This is a genomic window from Tsukamurella paurometabola DSM 20162, from assembly GCF_000092225.1.
GTDB classification, from domain to species: domain Bacteria; phylum Actinomycetota; class Actinomycetes; order Mycobacteriales; family Mycobacteriaceae; genus Tsukamurella; species Tsukamurella paurometabola.
Genome location: NC_014158.1, coordinates 2,427,991 through 2,449,134, shown reverse-complemented (window position 1 = coordinate 2,449,134; position 21,144 = coordinate 2,427,991). Strand labels below are relative to the sequence as shown.

Below are 21,144 nucleotides of genomic sequence, written 5' to 3'. Positions count from 1 at the left end.
ATCGCGCCGTTTGTCAATAACTGGTTAGTTACAAAAGTCTTCGGTACTCTCCGTCAGGTGCCACCCGACGCGACGGAGACGAAGCGGCGGATTCTCGCCGCCGCTCGGCAGGAGTTCGCCGAGTTCGGCCTGGCCGGGGCGCGGATCGATCGGATCGCCGATCAGGCGCAGGCCAATAAGCGTTCGATCTACATGCATTTCGGGCCCAAGGAGCACCTCTTCGACCTGGTGGTGAGCTCAGCGCTCGCCGCGATGGCAGAGGCGGTGCCCTTCGACTCCGGGGATCTCGCCGACTATGCCGTGCGATTGTTCGACTACGTGCATGAGCATCCGGACACGCTGCGACTGACCACCTGGGCCAATCTGGAGCGTCCCGGCGCCACAGCCGCCGAGATCGCGACCTACCGAGCGAAGACAGACGCCTTGGATTCCCGATACGCTGATCGCTCCGCCGACGTGCTCACCCTGGTGCTCGGGCTCGTGACCGCCTGGGCGTCCGCGTCGCCCGCCCTCGTCGGCTTGCAGGCCCACCGAAGCCCGTCCGTCGATGCGCGACGCGCGATGCTCTCCGATGCGGTCGGCGCCGTGGTGCGCGCCTTCGGTGAGGAGTGAGACCGGACCGCTCGGGCATTCGTTGATCCGCAACTCTCGCGAGCGGATTCGCGATGTCGGCAGCTCGTACCGGTCACGTCCGGAATCGCCGCACTGTCGACCGGGTTGCTCCAGGTATGGATCAGTCACACGGTGAGAGGCGCGCACTCTGGGTGTTCGCGCACCCACGGCAGGAATCCCTCAATGCTGCGCTTCGCGACGCGGGTGTCGCGTCGCTGCGCGAGGACGGGTGGACCGTGGACGTCGCCGACCTGTACGCCGAGCGATTCGATCCGGTGCTGATCGACGGGGGCGGCGAGGACGTTCGCGCATACCAGCAGCGCCTGCTCGCCGCCGACCTGCTCGTTCTGCAGTTCCCGCTGTGGTGGTACGGCATGCCGGCCATTCTCAAGGGCTGGATCGACAGGACCTTCGAACGCGGATTCGCTTACGACGTCGTCGATCCCGACACCGGGCGTGCACGCAAGTACGGCGACGGCGGGCTCGCCGGCAGGCGAGCCCTCGCCGTCGTGACCGCCGGCGACCGGCAGGCATCGATCTCGCCCCGCGGCATCAGCGGCGACATCGAGGACATCTTCTGGACACTGCTCCACGGCACCTTCTTCTACACCGGTATGGACGCGCTCACGCCACACGTTCTCACCGGCGTGCACGGTGCGACCGACAATATGGTGCGCGTCATGACCGAGGGGCTTCGGCGACGACTGCGCACCGTCACCACCGAGGAGCCGATTGCGTACCTGCCGATGACCGACGAGCATTACGACCACTCGATCGCCCTGCATGCGCACATCGCGGCGGGGGAGTCCGGCGGCCGTGCACATCGCGCCGGTCCCGTGCCCCGGGCATGATGGGGCCCATGACTCTCTCAGACACGGTGGCGGAGATCGGGGCCTGGGGCCTTGAGAACGGGCACCGCGCCCTGCTCGCGCTCACCGGAGGCCGTTTCCCGAAGCGCCTCCTCGGCATGCAGACGCTCGAACTCCACACCATCGGCCGCACGTCGGGCCAGCGCCGCAACACCATGCTCACTGCGCCGCTGTACTCGAAGGACCGCGTCGTGGTGGTCGCCTCCAAGGGCGGCCACTCCGATCATCCCGACTGGTACAAGAACCTCACGGCGAACCCGGATGTCGAGATCACCGTCGACGATGTGACCACGCCCTGGACCGCGCGCCCGGCCACCCCCGAGGAGAAGGCCGCACTGTGGCCGCAGATCGTCAAGACCTACAGCGGCTACGACGGGTACCAGAAGCGCACCGACCGCGACATCCCGGTGGTGATCTGCACTCCGCGCTGACCCGCAGACGACACTGCGGCCGGATCGACGAACGATCCGGCCGCAGCGTAGGGATGAATCAGTTACCGGACAGCTTGTCCTTGGCCGAGTTCACGCCGTCCTGAATGCTGTTCTTGGCCTTGTCAGCGGCCTCCGAGGCGGCATCGCGCGCGTTCGCAGCGTCCTGCCCGAGCTTGGCGCCGGCCTCCTTGGCCTTGTCCTTGAGCTCGTTGGCCTTGTTCTTCGCGTCATCGGCGAAAGACATGCGCTGTCCTCCCTGTTCTCGAGTGCGGCGAGGGTCTTCCCCCGCCGCGGGAGACAGTACCCGGCTCGCGGGTCCTCCGATTGCGATTGCAGTGCTTCTTCATGTGATGTTCAACTCCTGCCGTACGCCTCGAAGGCCATGAGGCAGGAACTGATCGCCGAGCGGGCAGGCCGTGGCGCGGCGAGGCGTATCCGTGCCGGGTCAGAACGCGGGATCGCGGCCGATGAACGCCATGAGCGAGACCACCTCGTCGGAATCGGCGGGCGGTTCGATCGGCGCGCCGAACTGGCCCGACTGCTGCAGCATCTCACCCATCGATTCCAGGCCGGTGTGCAGGCCCCTGGCGAAGGTCTCATCGAGATCGGGCGTGATTGCGTTGGAGCGGGCCAGATCCCAGGTGTGCATGAACACATCGGCGGTGTAGAAGCGGTCGACGAGCTGATTGAGCGGCAGCTCTCCCATCATCTGCGTGGATACGATCCGGTCGGCGTCCGGCGCATCCAGCAGCCCCTGCACCGCCGCGGTGAGCAGGCCGAAGGCCTCTGCGGGTGCCACGGCGTTCGCCGGCGCGCCGATCAGTTCCACGCCGACCGACTCCAGGAACCCCGGCAACCACTCCACCAGGTGGGAGACCACATCGCGGGCCCGCCACTCGGGCACCGGGGTCGGTGCATCCCAGTCGGAGATCGAGCGGGAGACCTCGGCGAAGGTGGCGGCGACGGCGCGGTGCCGGGCGGCGGGATCCAGTGCGGTGAGATCAGTCATGGCGACACTGTCGCACGGCCCGGTGACAGACGTCTCGCCTAGCCTCGATGTCGTGACCGAGTACCTCAGCATCCGGACCCCCGCGGGCACGTTCGATGCGCTCGCCGCGGGCCCCACGGACGGCCGTCCCGTTCTGTTCCTGCACGGATTCCCCGAGGCGGCCGTCGAGTGGGAGTATCAGCTGGAGGCGCTCGGCGACCGCGGCTTCCGCGCCGTGGCACCCGACCAGCGCGGCTACTCGCCGGGCGTGCGTCCCGAGCGACCGGCCGAGTACGCGATGACGGCCCTCGTCGGCGATGTGATCGCCGTCGCCGATGCGCTCGGCTGGCCTACTTTCGATCTCGTCGGGCACGACTGGGGCGGTGCCGTCGCGTGGTGGACCGCTGATGAGCACCCCGATCGGCTGCGTTCGCTGACGGTGGTCTCCACACCGCACCCCGCCGCCCTCGCCGAATCGCTCCGTACCGACGAGGAGCAGCGCGCCAGTTCGCAGTACATGCTCCGGTGGCGCGAGACTCCCGCCACCGAGAACGCGATGCTCGCCGACGAAGGCCGCGCCCTGCGCCTGATGTTCGACGGTGCCGTGCCCCGCGGCACCGTCGACGACTACATCCAGCGATTGCGGGAGCCGGGCGCGCTCACGGCCGCCCTGAACTGGTACCGCTCCGGTCGGCCGGCGACGGCGATCGGATCGGTCACGGTGCCGACCCTGTACATCTGGCCGACGGATGACGCGGCCTTCCGGTCCACGGTCGCCTTCGCGACGCAGCGATTCTGTACCGGTCCCTACCGCTTCGAGATGCTCGAGGACGTGACCCATTGGGCTCCCGAACAGGTACCCGAAGCGATCACCGGCATGATCGTCGAACAGCTCGAGGCCACCCGCTAGCGGCCGTCCGCCCGGAAACGTTCGACGTCGGCCCAGGTGTCCAGGTCGACGGCGTCACCGTGGTCCGCCACAGCCTCCAGGCGCAGCTGATCGGTCACCGCGCGCATCGCGGCACCGTCGACCCGCGGTAGCGCCGCCACCGCCCGCCGCAGGGCGGGCAGGCGGTACCGGCCGGCGAGCCACTGCATCCGACCGCCCGCATCGCGGAGCACGAGTGCGTCGATGGCGTCGGGGAACGAAGCGGCGGACAATCGTTGGACGATGCCCGCGGCTCGCGGAAGATCGCACGCCAGCACCAGCACCTCGTCGCCTCCCTCCGGGGTCACCGCGAGCCCCGCGGCGAGGGCGGCGACCGGCCCGCCGAACGGGGGCGCTTCGCGCACCACGGTGATGCCCGGCCGGGCCAGTGACGGCGGCCCGACGGCGATCACGGCGTGACCCCGCAGCGCCGCGTAGACGCGGTCGACGAGCGCGACGCCATCGATCTTCACCGACGCCTTGTCGGCGCCGTCGAGGCGGCTCGCCCGGCCTCCGCCGAGTACCAGAGCGACGCTCACAGCACCAGCACCGCGACCGGATCGCCCTCCGCGACGCGGTCGACCCCCGCCGGGACCAGCGCCAGGCCGTTGGCGGACGCGAGCGAGGCGACCAGGTGTGATCCGCTGCCGCCGGGAGCGGGCCGCACCGTTTCCGGGCCGACCACCACGGGCAGCACCTGATCGCGCTGGGCGGGAGAGTGCCATCCCGCGGCGGCACGCCGGATCACGGTGGGGCGCTGCACCTCCCGGTGGCCGGCCAGTGCGCGCACCGCGGGCCGGACGAACATCTCGAAGGACACCGCGACCGCGACCGGATTCCCGGGCAGACAGAACAGCAGCGTCCCATCCGGCGCCGTCCCGAAACCCTGTGGCTTCCCGGGCTGCACGGCTACCGACTCGAACCGCACGCCACCCGACGCACCCAGCACGGAGCGCACCACGTCGAAGGCCCCGACGCTGGCGCCTCCCGTCAGCACGACGGCATCCGCGCGCACCTCGGCGAGCGTCGCGGTGAGCGCGGCGGCATCGTCGGCGACCGTGCGCACCGTCACCACCTCGGCTCCGGCGTCACGAAGCGCGGCCACCAGCAGGAAGGAGTTCGAATCGGGGATCTGCCCACGCGCCGGGACGCCCGACGGTGCCACCAGTTCCGAGCCCGTCGCGATCACCGCGACCCGCGGGCGCGGGTGCGCGAGGACGCGCTCGTGCCCCGATGACGCGATCGCGGACAACTGCCACGGGCCCAGCACGGCGCCCGTGGCCACAGTCACCGCCCCTGCCGGTGCGTCCTCCCCGCGGCGCCGCACATGCGCCCCGGCGAGCGGTGCGGCGCGGACCACGATCGCGCCGGGTGCGGCTGCGCCCGGGGTGACTCCGAGGTCCGTCGCCTCCAGCGGCACGATCGCATCGGCATCGGTGGGCACCGGCGCTCCCGTCATGATTCGCACCGCCTCGCCGGGACCGAACCGCGGATCGGCGGAGCCTCCTGCGGGCACATCGGCCACCACGCGCAGCCGGGCGCCCACGGCGGCATCCGCCGCGCGCACCGCATACCCATCCATCGCGGAGTTGTCGAACAGCGGAACCGGCCAGCGGCCCACCACGTCCTGCGCCAGGACCAGGCCGTCGGCCTCGGCGAGCGCCGTGTCGACCGGGGGCAGCGGCAGCGCCGCGGCCAGAATCCGGTTCCGGTGCTGATCGACCGTGATCACCTTCGATTCGCCTCCGAAACCCTCGTACGTGTGGTGCGGGCAGCGTATCGGGCGGGACGCCGCGATGTGATCCGCGAGTCAACCCGGCCGTCGCATCGAAATCCGGCAGCGGGCCGGAGTAGCGTCGACGGCATGGGCCGGATCACGACGCGCAGGGCGGTGACGAAGATCGTCGTCGGCTCCGGCGCGGACCGTCGGGTGGACACGCTCGCGGTCGAGGAGCCCCTCGAGATCCGTGTCGCCGGCTCACCGCTCGCGGTCAGCATGCGCACTCCCGGTCACGACGTGGAACTCGCCGCGGGCTTCCTGGTCTCCGAATCGGTGATCAGTCGTGGCGAGCAGTTCGCGTCGGCGATCCACTGCGGCGGCCCGGGCACCGGGGGAGAACTCAACCAGTACAACGTCCTCGACGTGGCTCTCGCGCCCGGCGTCGCCGCGCCATCGATCGGTGTGACGCGCAACTTCTACACCACCAGTTCCTGTGGCATGTGCGGTAAGGCCAGCATCGACGCGGTGGAGACCGTCTCCAGTTACGACGTGGCGGGCGACCAGGTGGTGATCGACGCCACCGACCTGGCCGACTTCCCCGCTCGTTTGCGCGCGCGGCAGGCGGTCTTCGACAAGACCGGTGGGTTGCACGCCGCCGCGCTGTTCGACGCCGCAACCGGCGAACTCCTCGTCCTGCGTGAGGATGTAGGCCGGCACAACGCCGTCGACAAGGTGGTCGGCTGGGCCGTCCTGAACGACCGCCTGCCGCTGCGCGGCACTGTGCTCCAGGTGTCCGGTCGCGCCAGTTTCGAGCTCGTCCAGAAGGCCGTCATGGCCGGAATCCCGGTCCTCGCAGCGGTGTCCGCGCCGTCGTCGCTGGCCGTCGAGCTCGCGGACCGGGCCGGCCTCACCGTGGTCGGCTTCCTGCGCGGCGAGACCATGAACGTCTACACCCGCCCCGAACGCATCGCGGTCCATGCCCCGGCCGCGGCACGGTGAACCCGCTTCCGCCCCCAGCCCAGCACGAAGGAGCCGACAACATGGCGATCGACAACGACCCCAAGGAGACGAGCATCCGGGTGCCGGGCCTGATGCCCGACGTTCCCCGGCAGGGGGGCTACGGTCCGATCACCGACGGTGCCTGGTCGTCGAGTCCGTACCACCACGCGGCGGCCTCCTGGGGAGCCGCGAAGTCGGTGGGGACGATCCTTTTCAAGCAGCGCGAGTTGATCCGCGGCACCCACTCGATGTTCGTGATGAACCACCCGGGCGGCTACGACTGCCCCGGGTGCGCGTGGCCCGATGACAAGAAGCTCACGCTGGACTTCTGCGAGAACGGCGTCAAGCACGTCACCTGGGAAATGACCCCGAAGCGAGTGGGGCGCGAATTCTTCGCCGCCCACACCGTGACCGAGCTCGCCGACTGGACCGACTTCGACCTCGAGGACCAGGGCCGGCTCACCGAGCCCATGGTCTACGACGCCGCCTCCGACAAGTACGTGCCGATCTCCTGGGACGCCGCTTTCGCGCTGGTGGGGGAGGAGCTGCGCGGCCTCGCCAGCCCCGATGAGGCGGCCTTCTACACCTCCGGGCGGCTCAGCAACGAGGCGACGTTCCTGTATCAGCTGCTGGCGCGTGAATACGGCACCAACAATCTTCCGGACTGCTCGAACATGTGCCACGAGGCCTCGGGGCGCGCATTGCAGGCATCGATCGGCACCGGTAAGGGGACCTGCGACCTGGATGACTGGGAGGAGGCCGACGCCCTGTTCGTCATGGGCGTCAACGCCGCTTCGAACGCACCCCGCATGCTCACCGCTCTCGCCGACGCCACCCGCCGCGGAGCCCAGGTGGTGCACATCAATCCGCTGGTCGAAGCCGGCGCCACCAAGACGATCGTGCCCCACGAGATGGTCGACATGGCGCTGTTCAAGTCGACCTCCGTCTCCGATATGAACCTGCAGGTCCGACCCGGGGGCGATCTCGCCCTGATGCGCGGCATGGCCAAGGTGGTCTTCGAGGCCGCCGAGACCGATCCCTCGGTGATCGACGGTGCCTTCATCAATGATCACACCGCCGACTACGAGGCCTATCGCGAGCTTGTGACCGGCACTCCGTGGCCCGAACTCGCCGAGCAGGCGGGACTGTCGGAAGCACAGATCCGAGCGGTCGGCCAGGTCTACCTCGACGCCGGTCGCAGCATCATCGCCTGGTGCCTGGGCGTCACTCAGCACGAACACGGTGTCGACACGGCCCGCGAGATCATGAACCTGCTTCTGCTGCGCGGCAACATCGGCCGCCCCGGCGCCGGCCCCTCGCCCGTGCGCGGCCACAGCAATGTCCAGGGCAACCGCACCTGCGGCATCGACCACCGCCCGCCGCCGTGGACCGACAAGCTCGACGCGGTCTGCGGTATCACCTCGCCCCGTAAGCACGGTCTCGACACCGTGACCACTATCGAGGGCATGCACGACGGCTCCGTCAAGGTGTTCGTGGGCATGGGCGGCAACTTCGTCATGGCCGCGCCCGACACCGCGTACACCGCGGCGGGCCTGCGCCAGTGCGAGCTCACCGTGCAGGTCTCCACCAAGCTCAACCGCAGCCACCTGGTGCACGGCCGTAAGGCCGTCATCCTGCCCTGCCTCGGCCGCACCGAGAAGGACGTGCAAACCGCGGGACTACAGGGCCAGACCGTCGAAGACGCCATGAGCATGGTGCACATCTCCACCGGCAAACGCCGTCCCGCCTCGCCCGAGCTGCGGTCCGAGCCTGCGATCATCGCCGGCATCGCCGCCGCGACTCTGCCGGACAGCCGGACTCCGTGGGCGTGGTACGTCGAGGACTACGACCGCATCCGCGATGTCATGGCGAAGGTGTTGCCCGGCTTCGAGGGCATGAACCAGCTGATCAAGCAGCCCGGCGGATTCCGCATCCCGCAGCCTGCTCGGCAGCGTGAGTTCCACACCCCCTCGGGGAAGGCGGAGTTCTCACTTGCACCGCTGCCCAACGTGATCCCCGCCGACTCACAGACGCTGGTGCTCCAGACCATGCGCAGTCACGACCAGTGGAACACCACCATCTACTCGGCGAACGACCGCTACCGCGGGATCAAGAACCTGCGGGAGCTGATCTTCCTCAACGAGGAGGATATGGCCGAGCGCGGGCTGTCCGAGGGCGATTTCGTCGACATCACGGCCACCTCGCGCGACGGCAGCGTGCGGACGGTCCGGAAGTTCCGGGCGCTGCGCTACGACCTGCCGCGGGGCAGTGCCGCGGGCTACATGCCCGAGATGAACGCGCTCATCGGGATCGCCGACTTCAGCACCCAGAGCGACCAGCCGCTGATGAAGAACGTGCAGGTGCACGTGGAGCGCAGCGCCAGCTGACCTCAGGCCGTGACGATCTCCGTGAACCGTCCACCTGCGCCGGGGTCCAGAGCGCCGGATCGCCGCCGAAGTGCGGGTCGGCGGTGGCCTCGATCGACACCGCCGCAGCGGAACCGAGCTGGTGGGCACGCGGGTACGTGGCGTAATCGACGGTGCCCGCCGGTGCCGACCATTCGACCTCGACCTGATCGATGTGCGTGTTCGCCGGGCGGATCATGGCTCAGTTGTATCTAATGGCTGCCATGGTGCAAAGGCTAAACATCTCGACCTCAGTCCGAATGGTCTCGCTGATCGCGGTGGCGGGCGTCGGCCTCGCCGCGTGCGGTTCGTCCACGGATCAGGCGACACCCTCGTCGTCGTCCGCGGGAGCACCGTCGAGCGCGTCCGAGACCCCGAAGCGACCGGCCCCGCCCGGCGGCGCCGACGATCCGGCCGCCACCGCCAAGGCGCGCAGCCTCTCCGACGCCGCCCAACTCGACGGTGCCGTGGCACACCTGCGAGCCTTCCAGGACATCGCGAACCGCAACGGCGGCAACCGCGCCCTCGGCAGCCCCGGCTACCAGCAGAGCGTCGAGTACATCGAGAACGCGCTCCGCGCGGCCGGCTACGACACCAAGCGACAGACCTTCCAGGCCAGCTCGTGGACCGTCTCGAAGCAGGAGGCCAGCCTGGGAGACGCGCCGCTGAAGGTCTCCGCGCTGAGTGGCTCGGGTGCCACGGACGGCGACCTCACCGCCAAGGTGGTGGCCACCGGCAACCAGGGCTGTGCCGACGCCGATGTCAGCAAGGTGACGCCCGGCTCGGTCGCGGTGGTGCAGCGCGGCAACTGCACCTTCGGAGAGAAGTACAAGAAGGTCTTCGCGAAGGGGGCCGCCGCGCTGATCGTGATCAACAACCAGGACGGAGACTTCAAGGGCGGCACGTTGGGCCTCGACGACGGTGCCGGCATCCCCGTGGTTGGTGTCTCCAAGGTCGACGCGGCGGGCCTGGTCGACGGCGCACAGGTGCAGTTGACGGTCGACGCCAAGACCGTCAAGGCCGATACCTGGAACGTGATCGCCGAGACCAAGAAGGGCAACGCCGACGCCGTGCAGATGGTGGGGGCGCATCTCGACAGCGTGACCGACGGCCCCGGTATCAACGACAACGGCACCGGCTCCGCAGCGGTGCTGGAGACCGCCGTGAAGCTCGGCGCCGACGCCGACGTCAAGAACAAGGTGCGCTTCGCCTTCTGGGGCGCCGAGGAGGAGGGCCTGCTGGGCTCGGAGAAGTACGTCGCGGACCTGCCCGAGAGCGAGCGGACCAAGATCGCCCGCTACCTCAACTTCGACATGCTCGGTTCGCCCAACGGCGTCCTGTTCGCCTACGACGGCGACGGCTCGTCGAAGCTCGAGGGCAGCACCGTGGGGCCCGACGGCTCCGGCGTGATCGAGCAGGTGTTCCAGCGGTACTTCCAGGGCAAGAACGTGCCGGTCTCGTCGAGCGCCTTCGACGGGCGATCGGACTACGGGCCGTTCATCGCCCAGGGCATCCCGTCGGGCGGCGTGGACACGGGCGCGGACGGGAAGAAGACGCCCGAGGAGGCGCAGAAGTGGGGTGGTGACGCCGGAGTCACCTACGACCCGAACTACCACAGCGCCAAGGACACCATCGACAACGTGAACATGGATATCTACCGTTCCGCGGTCGGTGCCGTCGCGTGGGCCACGGGGTACTTCGCCGCGCTGTAACCCACCGGTACGCTCGGAGCTGGTCGAACCGACAGCGGAGGTCACGTGGGCAAGTTCAGCAATAAGATGTGGAAGGTGCTCGGCGCGCAGAGCACGCGAAACCAGTCGAGGTCCGTTGCGCTGATCGAGCAATCATCCGCATTCGACGAGTGGGCCGCGGGGCTGACGGACGAGGAGTTCGCCGACGCCGCGCTCGCGCTGGACGTGTACAAGCCCAAGGCCGACGACCGCGCGAAGTTCATCGCGATCGCTCGGGAAGCAGCCGACCGCACGCTGGGGCTGCGTCCGTTCGACGTCCAGTTGCAGGGGGCCGATCGGCTGCTCGAGGGTGACGTCGTGGAGATGGCCACCGGTGAGGGCAAGACCCTCGCCGGTGCCATCGCCGCGGCCGGAATGGCGTTGTCCGGCCGCAGCGTCCACGTGATCTCGCCCAACGACTATCTGGCGCGACGCGATGCCGAGTGGATGAAGCCGTTCTTCGATCTGCTCGACGTGACCGTTGGCTACGTCACCGAATCGTCGACCCGCGAGGAGCGTCGAGAGGCCTACGCCCGCGACGTGGTCTACGGCTCGGTCAACGAGATCGGCTTCGATGTGCTGCGCGACCAGCTCGCCACGCGTGCCGAGGATCTCATCTCGCCGAAGCCCGATGTCGCGATCGTCGACGAGGCCGACTCGGTGTTGGTCGACGAGGCTCTGATCCCGCTGGTGCTCGCCGGCTCGGTGAAGGGCGACGTGCCGCAGGCCGCGATCATGGAAGTGGTCGCGCGGCTGCGGCAGGGCAAGCACTACGAGATCGACGCCAACGGCAAGTCGGCGTTCCTCACCGACGACGGTGCGCGCCTGATCGAGGAGGAATTGGGCGGCATCGAGCTGTACTCGGATGCGCACGTGGGTTCCACACTGCCGCAGGTGAACATCGCCCTCCATGCGTATGCACTAGTGGAGCGCGATGTGCACTACATCGTGCGCGACGGTGCCGTGAAGCTGATCAACTCCTCCCGCGGCCGCGTCGCCGAGTTGCAGCGCTGGCCCGACGGTCTGCAAGCCGCGGTCGAGGCCAAGGAAGGGCTCGCGCAAACCGATTCCGGCGAGGTCATCGACACCATCACCGTGCAGGCGCTGCTGCAGCGCTACGCCCTGGTCTGCGGTATGACCGGTACCGCGATCGCAGCCGGCGAGCAGTTGCGCCAGTTCTACGACCTGGGGGTCTCGCAGATCCCGCCGAACACCCCGAACGTGCGTGTCGACCAGCCGATGCGGGTCTACGACAACAAGGGCAACAAGGTCGCCGGCATCGTCGAGTACGTACGCGAACTGCACGAGACGGGTCAGCCGGTGCTCATCGGCACGCACGATGTGGCCGAGTCCGAGGAACTCGCGCACATGCTGAAGATCTCCGGCGTCGTCGCCACGGTGCTCAACGCCAAGAACGACGCCGACGAGGCCCGGATCATCGCCGAGGCGGGTACCAAGGGTGCGGTCACCGTCTCCACCCAGATGGCCGGCCGCGGCACCGACATCAAGCTGGGCGGCAGTCACGCGGGCGACGACAGCCCGGAGCACGACGAGGTGGCCGAGCTCGGCGGACTCGCCGTGATCGGCACCGGCCTGCACGACACCGAACGTCTCGATCAGCAGCTGCGCGGCCGTGCCGGCCGGCAGGGCGATCCCGGCACCTCGGTGATCTTCGCCTCCGTGGAGGATCCGATCGTGGAACGGCACCTCCCGCTCAAGCGGTCACCCGGTGGCTTCGACCCGGACACCGGCGAATTCCCCCGCGGCGGTAAGGCCGCCGACATGCTCGATTCCGCGCAGCGGGTGGCCGAGGGCGCGATGCTCGAGACCCACGCCAACACCTGGCGCTACAACGACCTGGTCAACCAGCAGCGCAACCTGGTGATGGCGCGGCGGCACGCTCTGCTCACCACCGATAAGCCGCTCACCGAGTTCACTGAACTCGAACCCGACCGGGTCGAGGAGCTGCGGGCCGCAGGCATCACGGACGAGGTTCTCGAACAGGCTGCGCGCGAAGCCTTCCTGTACCACCTGGACCGGGTGTGGGCCGAGCATCTCGCCTTCGTCGCCGAGGTGCAGACCACGATCCACTTGCGCGCTCTCGGCAAGCAGTCGCCGCTCGACGAGTTCCACCGGCTCGTGATCGAGGAGTTCCGCAAGCTCGCCGAGGAGGCGATGCGCCGAACCCGCGAGACGCTGCAGGAGGCCGAGATCACCGAGGACGGCATCGATCTCGACGGTGCCGACCTCGGCCGGAACACACTGACGTGGACCTACATGGTGCATGACAATCCGTTCGCCACGAAGGGCATGGCGAACATGTTCGGATTGATCTAGGGACATGAGCGACGCCGCGGCGCCGGCTCCCGACCCGGCACCGTCGGGCCGGATCGTCAACGTGCCCAACGCGCTCAGCGTGTTGCGGCTTCTCGGTGTCCCGCTGTTCCTGTGGCTGCTGCTGGTGGAGAAGAACGATGCCTGGGCGCTGGTGGTGCTCATGGTGTCCGGTTTCACCGATTGGCTGGACGGGAAGCTGGCGCGGCTGCTCAATCAGCAGACTCGGCTGGGGGAGTTGCTCGATCCGGCCGCTGATCGGCTGTACATGATCGTGGTGCCGATCGCGCTCGCGATCCGCGACATCATTCCGTGGTGGGTGCTGGTGCTGATCGTCGGTCGCGAGGTGATTCTCGCGGGCACCGTGCCGTTCTTGCGCAGCCGGGGAATCACCGCGCTGCCCACGCTGTACCTGGGTAAGGCCGCGACGATGGCGCTCATGTACGCGCTACCGATGCTGCTGGCCGGGACCTTCGACAACGGGCTAGGCGCAGTGATGCACCCGCTGGGCTGGGCCTTCCTCATCTGGGGTCTCGGGATGTACTGGTGGACGCTCGCGCTGTACTGGTACCAGACGGTGCTCGTCGTCCAGCAGCTCCCGCGGCGCGCCTCGTAACCACACCGGTCACAGGGGTTAACACCGGGGGCGTGTTGCTCGACCCCCGTTCCGCCCACTAAGTTGAAACCGCCGCGCGCCCGGCGCAGCCCTCGCGAAAGGAAGTCTCGAAGTGAGCGCCAGCTTTCCCGGAGAATTGCTGTACACGCCCGATCACGAGTGGTTGCTGAAGAAGAGCGACACCGTGGTGCGGATCGGCATCACCGAGTACGCGCAGGACCAGCTGGGCGATGTGGTGTTCGTGCAGCTCCCGGACGACGACGCCGAGGTCACCTCGGGTGATTCCTTCGCCGAGGTCGAGTCCACCAAGAGCGTCTCCGATATCTTCGCCCCGCTGGCGGGCCGCGTGGTGGCCGTGAACGGCGAGCTGGACTCCAGCCCGGATCTGATCAACTCGGACCCGTACGGTGAGGGCTGGATCGTCGAGATCGAGGCGCCCTCCCCGGAGGACCTCGAGGCGGCCCTGGGTGAGTTGCTCGACGCCGACGGCTACAAGGCGCTGACGGCCGAGGCGTGACCTGAGCGCGAAGCCCGTTTCTTAGAACGGCTTTAGAGCCCGGGAATCCGGCCGCCCCCGCGGCGCCGGTCGCGGTACCGTGGAGAACACATCCCGAGGTACCGCAAACTTGAACACCTGTGCAGTAGGAACTGACGAAGGAGCGATGTGAGCGAGAACGACAAGGGCTTCGATGAGGCCCCCGTGGAGACCACCTCGGTGTTCCGTGCCGACATCATCCGCGAGATGGACGCCACCGGCGGTGCCGAGAGCGATGCGCCGGTCACGGGACTGGAGAACCTCCCGGCCGGCGCGGCCCTGCTCGTGGTGAAGCGCGGCCCGAACGCGGGCTCTCGCTTCCTGCTCGATCAGGAGGCGACTTCCGCAGGCCGCCATCCCGATAGCGACATCTTCCTCGACGACGTCACCGTCTCCCGGCGGCACGCCGAGTTCCGAGCGGTCGAGGGCGGCTTCACCGTTGTGGATGTGGGCAGCCTGAACGGCACCTACGTCAATCGCGAGCCGGTCGACGCGTCGCCGCTCTCGCACGGTGACGAGGTGCAGATCGGCAAGTTCCGCCTGGTGTTCTACGTACCTGCCGCAGGCTGAATCCGGTGACGTCCCCACGTCAGGAAACCACCGCCCCGAGCGCTATGTCGATCGGGGCGGTGTTGGAACAGCTCCGCGCGGAGTTTCCGGACGTGACCATCTCCAAGATCCGATTCCTCGAGTCGGAGGGGCTGGTCACTCCCGACCGGTCCCCGTCGGGATACCGGCGCTTCTCGCCCAAGGACTGCGAGCGGCTGCGGTACGTGCTCACCGCTCAGCGTGATTACTACCTGCCGCTGAAGATCATCAAGGAGCAGCTGGACGCGCACGACCGCGGTGAGAGCGTCGAGGGGCCCGCTCCGCGGGCGCCGCGCACGCTGACCGCCGTGTCCTCGAAGACTGCTCCCGCCACCGACTTCTCGGCTCGGCGGCAGACCCGGATAAGCCGGTCGGATCTGCTGGCCCGCTCGGGCGCAGATGAGGCCTTCCTCCGCGAACTGGAGCGTTCGGCGCTGCTCACTTCGGGCAAGGCGGGGTTCTTCGATGAAGACGCCGTCGAGCTGGTGCGGGCGGCGAAGGCCCTCGCCGAGTACGGCCTCGAGGCGCGGCACCTGCGCGCCTTCAAGACCTCCGCCGACCGTGAGGCCGGGCTGATCGCGCAGATCGCCAATCCCGTGGCCCGTGGCGGTGACGCCGGCGCAGCCGAGCGTGCCGCGGAACTGATCCGCGAGCTCGCGGCGCTGTCGGTCACCTTCCACACCCAGCTGGTGAAGGCCGCCGTCAAGGACGCCGTTCGGTAGTCGGTGCAAGCCTTTTCGTGCGCCGGTAAGCTGATTCCATGATCGAGATGACGGTCGCGGGCATCCGGATGGACCCGCCGCAGGACGATCCGGTGCTGCTCCTGCGCGAGGTCGGTGGCCCCCGGTACTTGCCCATCTGGATCGGGCAGGGCGAGGCCACGGCCATCGCCATCAAACTGCAGGGTGTCGAACCGACCCGGCCGCTCACGCACGACCTGATCGGCGATCTGCTCGAGACGCTCGGCCGTTCGCTCACGGAGGTCCGGATCACCGGGCTTCAGGAGGGCACCTACTACGCCGATCTCGTGCTCGACGGTGATCAAACGGTCTCGGCGCGCCCTTCCGATTCGGTGGCCATCGCCGTGCGCTTGGCTGTGCCGATCTTCGCGGAGGAAGAGGTGCTCGCCGAAGCGGGCCTGATCCTGCCGGATGAGGAGATCGATTCTGAGGCAACCGAATCCGGCGAAGAAGCGCCTGCCGAGGAGGAAGTCGAGAAGTTCAAGGAGTTCCTCGACTCGATCTCCGCGGATGACTTCAAAGCGCCGGGTGAGTCCTGACCCTCGAAGGTCACGATTTGGTCTCGACCTCAACTTCAACTTGAGGTTATGGGTGTGTCGCGTTGATTCGGACGCTTCGGCCCCCTAGCGTTCACGCCGGACACCGCGAATGGCACCGAGGGAATTACACCGACGGCCGGAACGCGGGAGGCGTACTCTAAGGGTGCGCACGGGACCTACGAGGGAGACGGCAGTGACCGATCAGGTTGGCACCGGGCAGGGCGACGATCAGCCGACGAGTGTGCTCGTCGGCACACAGGGCTCGCTCGACGACATCGCTCCGGGCCTGTTCCCGAACGACACCATCCCGGATGAGCTGCTCGGTTACCGCGGTCCGAGCGCCTGCCAGATCGCCGGCATCACGTACCGCCAGCTCGATTACTGGGCGCGCACCTCGCTCGTCGTGCCGTCCATTCGTAGCGCAGGCGGCTCCGGCACCCAGCGTCTGTACTCCTTCAAGGACGTCCTGGTCCTGAAGATCGTCAAGCGCCTGCTCGACACCGGCATCTCACTGCAGAACATCCGTGTGGCCGTCGACCACCTGCGCCAGCGCGGCGTCGAGGATCTCGCCAAGATCACGCTGTTCTCCGATGGCACCACCGTGTACGAGTGCACCAGTGCCGAAGAGGTCGTCGACCTGCTTCAGCACGGCCAGGGCGTCTTCGGTATCGCCGTCTCCGGTGCGATGCGCGAACTCACCGGTACCATCGCCGACTTCCCCGGCGAGCGGGCCGATGGTGCCGCGGCCGAAACGGCGCCCGAGGACGAGCTGGCCTCGCGCCGCCGCAACCGGTCGCGCGCCACCGGCTAAAGCCGTTGCGGCGCCGTGTGCGCGCCGCCTAGGGTTCATCGCCGTGGCCCACATTGCGATGTTCTCCATCCCCGCCCCCGGGCATGTGCTCCCCGCGCTCGATCTGTTCGCCGAGCTGGTGCGCCGCGGCCACCGGGTCAGCTACGCCAACGATCCGTCGATGCGCGCGACCGTCGAGGCGACCGGAGCCGAGCTCAAGCCCTACACGTCCGTGCTTCCCGGACTCGGTGAGAACGCTGAGACCGGTGCGGAGGACGCCTTCGCCGGTGATGTGATCGACCAGCTCACGGTGTTCGCCGATGAGTACGAGAACCAGCTGCCCCAGTGGTTCGCGCTGTACGAAGATGACCGCCCCGACCTGATCCTCTACGACATCGCCGGTGCCATGAGCCTGGTGCTCGCCCGCTCCTGGAACATTCCGACGCTCCAGATCTCACCCACCTATGTGGCGTGGGAGGGCTACGCCGACGATATGGCCGAATTCCACACGATGTTGCGCACCGACCCTCGGGGAGTCGCGATGCTCGCTCGACAGGACGCCCTGCTAGCGCGGTACGGCATCGAGACGGATTCGCTGGTGTTCATCGGCACGCCGGAACGGTCACTGGTGCTGATCGCGCCGTCCATGCAGCCGAACATCGAGCGGGTGGACCGCGCGATCTACACGTTCACCGGCCCCGCTCGTCGCCTGCCGGCGGCGGCACCGTCGGGCGGGGAACGCCCGATCACCCTCCTCGTGTCGTTCGGGTCCGCGTTCACCGACCAACCGGTGACCTACCGCGCCGCGTGCGATCTCGCGCTCGCCCGGCCCGACTGGCGGGTGATCCTGCAGGTCGGTGGGCGCACTGAACCCGCGACGGTGACCGCCTCCGACGGAACGCTGCCCGGCAACGTCGAAGTCCACCGGTGGATCGACCAGGTCGCGGTACTGCAGGAGACCGATGTCTTCCTCACCCACGCCGGTATGGGCGGTAGCACCGAGGCGATGCTCACCGGCACGCCCGTCATCACCGCCCCGCAGGCGGCCGATCAATTCGAGAACGCCGAGATGTTGGCGGCGGCAGGGATCGCCGTGCCCGCGCCGCAGACACCGACCGGTGTCGCACTCGGACAGGCCTGCGACGCAGCGCTGCAGCTCAGCGGTCGTGCCGCCGAACTAGCAGCGGAACTCGCCGACCTCGGCGGACTCGATCGCGCCGTGGATGTGGTGCTCGACCGGCTGCCCGCGTAGTCGCCGTACGGGCGTCCTACTGAACTGGGTTAGAATCGTCACGCGTCGCAACACCGCGTGGGAGAGCCCAGCGGGCCGGTCGAGCCCGCAGGCGCCGAAGGAGCAACACCTCTCCGTCAATCTCTCAGGCAACAGGACCATGCGGGTTGGGCGCCTCAGGAGCCGCCGGTGACTGAGGGGGAGGGCAGCGCCGGTCGTTCCCCGCGCCCGGCACGTCACGGCCCCGGAGGTTCCCCAGTGTCTGCCAGCAACTTCCCCGCTCGCCATATCGGCCCCGATAGCGGCGACCTCGACCAGATCCTCCGCGTGATCGGTGTCGATAGCCTCGACGACCTGGCCCGCGCCGCAGTACCTTCCGCGATCCTCGATCCCGCCGACGATAACGGCCTCGGTGCCCTGCCCGCAGCGATCGACGAGCACGAGGCACTTGCCGAACTACGTGCACTCGCCGACCGCAACACGGTGGACCGCACCATGATCGGCCTCGGCTACTACGACACGCTGACCCCACCGGTGCTGCTGCGCAACATCATCGAGAACCCGGCCTGGTACACCGCCTACACGCCGTACCAGCCCGAGATCAGCCAGGGCCGCCTCGAGGCCCTGCTCAACTTCCAGACCATGGTCTCCGACCTCACCGGTATGGAGATCGCCAACAGCTCCATGCTCGACGAGGCCACTGCCGCCGCCGAGGCCATGACCTTGCTGCGCCGCGCCGGCAAGTCCACGAGCCCGCGCCTGATCGTCGACCGGGACGTCTTCCCGCAGACCCTCGCCGTGATCGAGACCCGCGCCGAGCCGCTCGGTATCGAGGTGCTGGTCCACGATGTGACCACCGGCCTGCCCGAGGGCGAATTCTTCGGCGTCATCCTGCAGACCCCCGGCGCTTCGGGCCGGATCGCCGACGTGCAGTCCGTGATCGACGGTGCCCACGAGCGCGGAGCGCTCGTCGCCGTCGGCGCTGACCTGCTGGCGATGACTCTGCTGACTCCTCCCGGCGAGCAGGGCGCGGACGCCTGCTTCGGGACCACGCAGCGCTTCGGCGTGCCGCTCGGCTTCGGCGGCCCGCACGCCGGCTACCTCGCGGTGCATTCGAAGCACGCGCGGCAGATCCCCGGCCGCCTCGTGGGGGTCTCCGTGGACGCCGACGGCAACCTCGCCTACCGCCTCGCGCTGCAGACCCGTGAGCAGCACATCCGCCGCGAGAAGGCCACGAGCAACATCTGTACCGCGCAGGTGCTGTTGGCCGTCCTCGCCGCGATGTACGCCTCGTACCACGGTCCGGAGGGGCTCAAGGCCATCGCGCTGCGCGTGCACGCCCGTGCGTCGGAGTTCGCCGCCGCGCTCGGCGACGCCGTCGTGCACGCTGACTTCTTCGACACCGTGCTCGTGCAGGTCCCGGGCCGTGCGGACGACGTGCTCGCCGCCGCCAAGGCCGCCGGCTACAACCTGTGGCGCGTCGACGACGACCACATCTCCGTCGCCTTCGACGAGACCAGCACCCCGGCCGACGTCGCCGCCGTGCTCGCGGCCTTCGATGCGAAGCCGGTCAACGCGGCACCGTCGGACATCGAGAACCGGACCTCCGAGTTCCTCACGCACCCGGCGTTCCACGCCTACCGCACCGAGACGGCGATGCTGCGCTACCTGCGCAAGCTCGCCGACAAGGACATCGCTCTGGACCGCTCGATGATCCCGCTGGGCTCGTGCACCATGAAGCTCAACGCGACCGCCGAGATGGAGTCCATCACCTGGCCGGAGTTCTCGCGGCTGCACCCGTTCGCGCCCGCCGCGGACACCGAGGGCATCCGCGCGCTGATCGCCCAGCTGGAGGAGTGGCTGGTCGCGATCACGGGCTACGACAACGTCTCGCTGCAGCCGAACGCCGGCTCGCAGGGCGAGTACGCGGGCCTGCTCGCGATCCGCAACTACCACCTCTCGCGTGGCGACGCGCACCGCACCGTGTGCCTGATCCCGTCGTCCGCGCACGGGACGAATGCCGCGTCGGCCGTGATGGCGGGCCTGAAGGTGGTCGTAGTCGCCTCGCGCGAGTCCGGCGACGTGGACACCGCGGATCTGAAGGAGAAGATCGCCAAGCACGCCGATGAGCTGGCGGCGATCATGATCACCTACCCGTCCACGCACGGCGTGTACGAGCACGAGGTGCGCGAGATCTGCGGCGCGGTCCACGAGGCCGGTGGTCAGGTCTACGTCGACGGTGCCAACATGAATGCCCTGGTCGGGCTCGCCCGGCCCGGCAAGTTCGGCGGCGACGTCTCGCACCTGAACCTGCACAAGACCTTCTGCATCCCGCACGGCGGCGGCGGCCCCGGCGTGGGCCCGATCGGCGTCCGCAGCCACCTCGCGCCCTTCCTGCCCGGGCACCCGCTCGAGCCGTCGCTCGGGAACGGCCCGACGATCTCCGCGGCCCCGTTCGGTAGCGCCTCGATCCTCCCGATCACCTGGGCGTACATCCGGATGATGGGCGCCGACGGCCTGCGTCGCGCGACGCTCACCGCGATCGCCTCGGCGAACTACATCGCGGCGCGTCTGGGCGAATCCTTCCCGGTGCTCTACACCGGCGAGAACGGCCGGGTGGCGCATGAGTGCATCCTGGACGTGCGAGGCATTTCCAAGGAGACGGGCGTCTCCATCGACGACGTCGCGAAGCGCCTGGCGGACTACGGTTTCCACGCGCCGACGATGAGCTTCCCGGTGGCGGGCACGCTCATGGTCGAGCCCACGGAGAGCGAGTCGCTGGGCGAGATCGACGAGTTCTGCGAGGCGATGATCGCCATCCGTGCCGAGATCGACCGCGTCGCGTCGGGGGAGTGGCCGGTGGACGACAACCCGTTGCGCGGGGCCCCGCACACCGCGGAGTGCCTGGTCGCCGAGTGGGATCACCCGTACTCGCGCGAAGTCGCGGTGTACCCGCAGGGCCTGCCGTCGGGTGGCGCGCGTGCCAAGGTGTGGCCGTCCGTCCGGCGCATCGACGGCGTCTACGGCGACCGCAACCTGGTCTGCTCCTGCCCGCCGATCGAGGCATTCGCCGAGTAGGCCGACGATGC

At 68.6% G+C, this 21,144-nt stretch carries 20 protein-coding genes and 1 riboswitch; of the genes, 16 read left to right on the top strand and 4 right to left on the bottom strand.

From position 1 onward, the window contains the following. The first annotated feature begins 57 nt into the window (after window positions 1-57). From TPAU_RS11775 to TPAU_RS11765, 3 genes are all read left to right on the top strand, one after another. Window positions 58-612, top strand: coding sequence for a TetR/AcrR family transcriptional regulator (locus TPAU_RS11775; protein WP_013126982.1), 555 nt, complete (start codon window positions 58-60; stop codon window positions 610-612). A gap of 116 nt (window positions 613-728) precedes the next feature. Continuing rightward, window positions 729-1,463, top strand: a complete 735-nt coding sequence (locus TPAU_RS11770) for an NAD(P)H-dependent oxidoreductase (RefSeq protein ID WP_013126981.1) — start codon at window positions 729-731, stop codon at window positions 1,461-1,463. After that, entirely contained in the window at window positions 1,463-1,912 is a 450-nt protein-coding gene (locus TPAU_RS11765) for a nitroreductase/quinone reductase family protein (protein ID WP_115329622.1), read from the top strand. Before TPAU_RS11770 ends, TPAU_RS11765 begins: the two co-directional genes overlap by 1 nt. A 58-nt stretch (window positions 1,913-1,970) precedes the next feature. Here TPAU_RS11765 and TPAU_RS11760 read toward each other — a convergent pair whose 3' ends face one another. Further along, a complete protein-coding gene (locus tag TPAU_RS11760; RefSeq protein WP_013126979.1) occupies window positions 1,971-2,156 on the bottom strand; it encodes a hypothetical protein in 186 nt (61 codons plus the stop codon). Between the two features lie 201 nt (window positions 2,157-2,357). Next, complete coding sequence (locus TPAU_RS11755; protein WP_013126978.1) at window positions 2,358-2,921, bottom strand: maleylpyruvate isomerase N-terminal domain-containing protein; 564 nt, start codon at window positions 2,919-2,921, stop codon at window positions 2,358-2,360. Between the two features lie 52 nt (window positions 2,922-2,973). On the opposite strand from TPAU_RS11755, the gene TPAU_RS11750 reads away from it, so the two are divergent. Continuing rightward, the gene (locus tag TPAU_RS11750; RefSeq protein ID WP_041944997.1) at window positions 2,974-3,810 is read left to right on the top strand and encodes an alpha/beta fold hydrolase; all 837 of its coding nucleotides are present in this window, start codon (window positions 2,974-2,976) and stop codon (window positions 3,808-3,810) included. Here the strand turns inward: TPAU_RS11750 and mobA are convergent. Next, window positions 3,807-4,367: a molybdenum cofactor guanylyltransferase gene (mobA, locus tag TPAU_RS11745; protein WP_013126976.1), complete on the bottom strand. Its 561-nt coding sequence runs from the start codon at window positions 4,365-4,367 to the stop codon at window positions 3,807-3,809. The two genes, TPAU_RS11750 and mobA, sit on opposite strands and share 4 nt — an antisense overlap. Next, complete coding sequence (locus TPAU_RS11740; protein ID WP_013126975.1) at window positions 4,364-5,560, bottom strand: molybdopterin molybdotransferase MoeA; 1,197 nt, start codon at window positions 5,558-5,560, stop codon at window positions 4,364-4,366. The genes mobA and TPAU_RS11740 overlap by 4 nt, the downstream gene beginning before the upstream one ends. 132 nt (window positions 5,561-5,692) lie before the next feature. Between TPAU_RS11740 and fdhD the strand changes: the two genes are divergently transcribed. The 12 genes from fdhD to gcvP all read left to right on the top strand — a co-directional run bounded on the left by fdhD (window position 5,693) and on the right by gcvP (window position 21,133). Then, a complete protein-coding gene (gene fdhD / locus TPAU_RS11735; RefSeq protein ID WP_013126974.1) occupies window positions 5,693-6,547 on the top strand; it encodes a formate dehydrogenase accessory sulfurtransferase FdhD in 855 nt (284 codons plus the stop codon). A gap of 41 nt (window positions 6,548-6,588) precedes the next feature. Further along, on the top strand, window positions 6,589-8,934 hold the full coding sequence (locus tag TPAU_RS11730; RefSeq protein ID WP_013126973.1) for an FdhF/YdeP family oxidoreductase: 2,346 nt from the start codon (window positions 6,589-6,591) through the stop codon (window positions 8,932-8,934). A 278-nt stretch (window positions 8,935-9,212) separates the two neighbouring features. Continuing rightward, window positions 9,213-10,664: a M28 family peptidase gene (locus tag TPAU_RS11725; RefSeq protein ID WP_049825832.1), complete on the top strand. Its 1,452-nt coding sequence runs from the start codon at window positions 9,213-9,215 to the stop codon at window positions 10,662-10,664. Between the two features lie 45 nt (window positions 10,665-10,709). Then, entirely contained in the window at window positions 10,710-13,019 is a 2,310-nt protein-coding gene (secA2, locus tag TPAU_RS11720; RefSeq protein WP_013126971.1) for an accessory Sec system translocase SecA2, read from the top strand. A 4-nt stretch (window positions 13,020-13,023) separates the two neighbouring features. Beyond that, on the top strand, window positions 13,024-13,632 hold the full coding sequence (locus TPAU_RS11715; protein WP_013126970.1) for a CDP-alcohol phosphatidyltransferase family protein: 609 nt from the start codon (window positions 13,024-13,026) through the stop codon (window positions 13,630-13,632). Between the two features lie 112 nt (window positions 13,633-13,744). Continuing rightward, window positions 13,745-14,149: a glycine cleavage system protein GcvH gene (gene gcvH, locus TPAU_RS11710; protein ID WP_013126969.1), complete on the top strand. Its 405-nt coding sequence runs from the start codon at window positions 13,745-13,747 to the stop codon at window positions 14,147-14,149. Window positions 14,150-14,296: 147 nt separating this feature from the next. Then, complete coding sequence (gene odhI / locus TPAU_RS11705) at window positions 14,297-14,737, top strand: oxoglutarate dehydrogenase inhibitor Odhl (protein WP_013126968.1); 441 nt, start codon at window positions 14,297-14,299, stop codon at window positions 14,735-14,737. Window positions 14,738-14,742: 5 nt separating this feature from the next. Continuing rightward, window positions 14,743-15,477, top strand: coding sequence for a transcriptional regulator FtsR (gene ftsR / locus TPAU_RS11700; protein ID WP_013126967.1), 735 nt, complete (start codon window positions 14,743-14,745; stop codon window positions 15,475-15,477). Between the two features lie 38 nt (window positions 15,478-15,515). After that, complete coding sequence (locus TPAU_RS11695) at window positions 15,516-16,034, top strand: bifunctional nuclease family protein (RefSeq protein ID WP_013126966.1); 519 nt, start codon at window positions 15,516-15,518, stop codon at window positions 16,032-16,034. 193 nt (window positions 16,035-16,227) lie between these two features. Further along, window positions 16,228-16,845: a MerR family transcriptional regulator gene (locus TPAU_RS11690; RefSeq protein WP_013126965.1), complete on the top strand. Its 618-nt coding sequence runs from the start codon at window positions 16,228-16,230 to the stop codon at window positions 16,843-16,845. 43 nt (window positions 16,846-16,888) lie between these two features. Then, complete coding sequence (locus TPAU_RS11685) at window positions 16,889-18,076, top strand: macrolide family glycosyltransferase (RefSeq protein ID WP_013126964.1); 1,188 nt, start codon at window positions 16,889-16,891, stop codon at window positions 18,074-18,076. Window positions 18,077-18,124: 48 nt separating this feature from the next. Beyond that, window positions 18,125-18,226: riboswitch (glycine riboswitch) on the top strand. A gap of 87 nt (window positions 18,227-18,313) precedes the next feature. Next, the gene (gcvP, locus tag TPAU_RS11680; RefSeq protein WP_013126963.1) at window positions 18,314-21,133 is read left to right on the top strand and encodes an aminomethyl-transferring glycine dehydrogenase; all 2,820 of its coding nucleotides are present in this window, start codon (window positions 18,314-18,316) and stop codon (window positions 21,131-21,133) included. The last annotated feature ends 11 nt before the right edge of the window (window positions 21,134-21,144 follow it).

What these genes read in the sequence shown, in the direction of transcription:
- TPAU_RS11770 (WP_013126981.1), top strand. Translation starts at nt 729, where the DNA reads ATGGATCAGTCACACGGTGAGAGGCGCGCACTCTGGGTGTTCGCGCAC.
- TPAU_RS11765 (WP_115329622.1), top strand. Translation starts at nt 1,463, where the DNA reads ATGGGGCCCATGACTCTCTCAGACACGGTGGCGGAGATCGGGGCCTGG.
- TPAU_RS11760 (WP_013126979.1), bottom strand. Translation starts at nt 2,156, where the DNA reads ATGTCTTTCGCCGATGACGCGAAGAACAAGGCCAACGAGCTCAAGGAC.
- TPAU_RS11755 (WP_013126978.1), bottom strand. Translation starts at nt 2,921, where the DNA reads ATGACTGATCTCACCGCACTGGATCCCGCCGCCCGGCACCGCGCCGTC.
- fdhD (WP_013126974.1), top strand. Translation starts at nt 5,693, where the DNA reads ATGGGCCGGATCACGACGCGCAGGGCGGTGACGAAGATCGTCGTCGGC.
- TPAU_RS11730 (WP_013126973.1), top strand. Translation starts at nt 6,589, where the DNA reads ATGGCGATCGACAACGACCCCAAGGAGACGAGCATCCGGGTGCCGGGC.
- TPAU_RS11725 (WP_049825832.1), top strand. Translation starts at nt 9,213, where the DNA reads ATGGTCTCGCTGATCGCGGTGGCGGGCGTCGGCCTCGCCGCGTGCGGT.
- TPAU_RS11715 (WP_013126970.1), top strand. Translation starts at nt 13,024, where the DNA reads ATGAGCGACGCCGCGGCGCCGGCTCCCGACCCGGCACCGTCGGGCCGG.
- TPAU_RS11695 (WP_013126966.1), top strand. Translation starts at nt 15,516, where the DNA reads ATGATCGAGATGACGGTCGCGGGCATCCGGATGGACCCGCCGCAGGAC.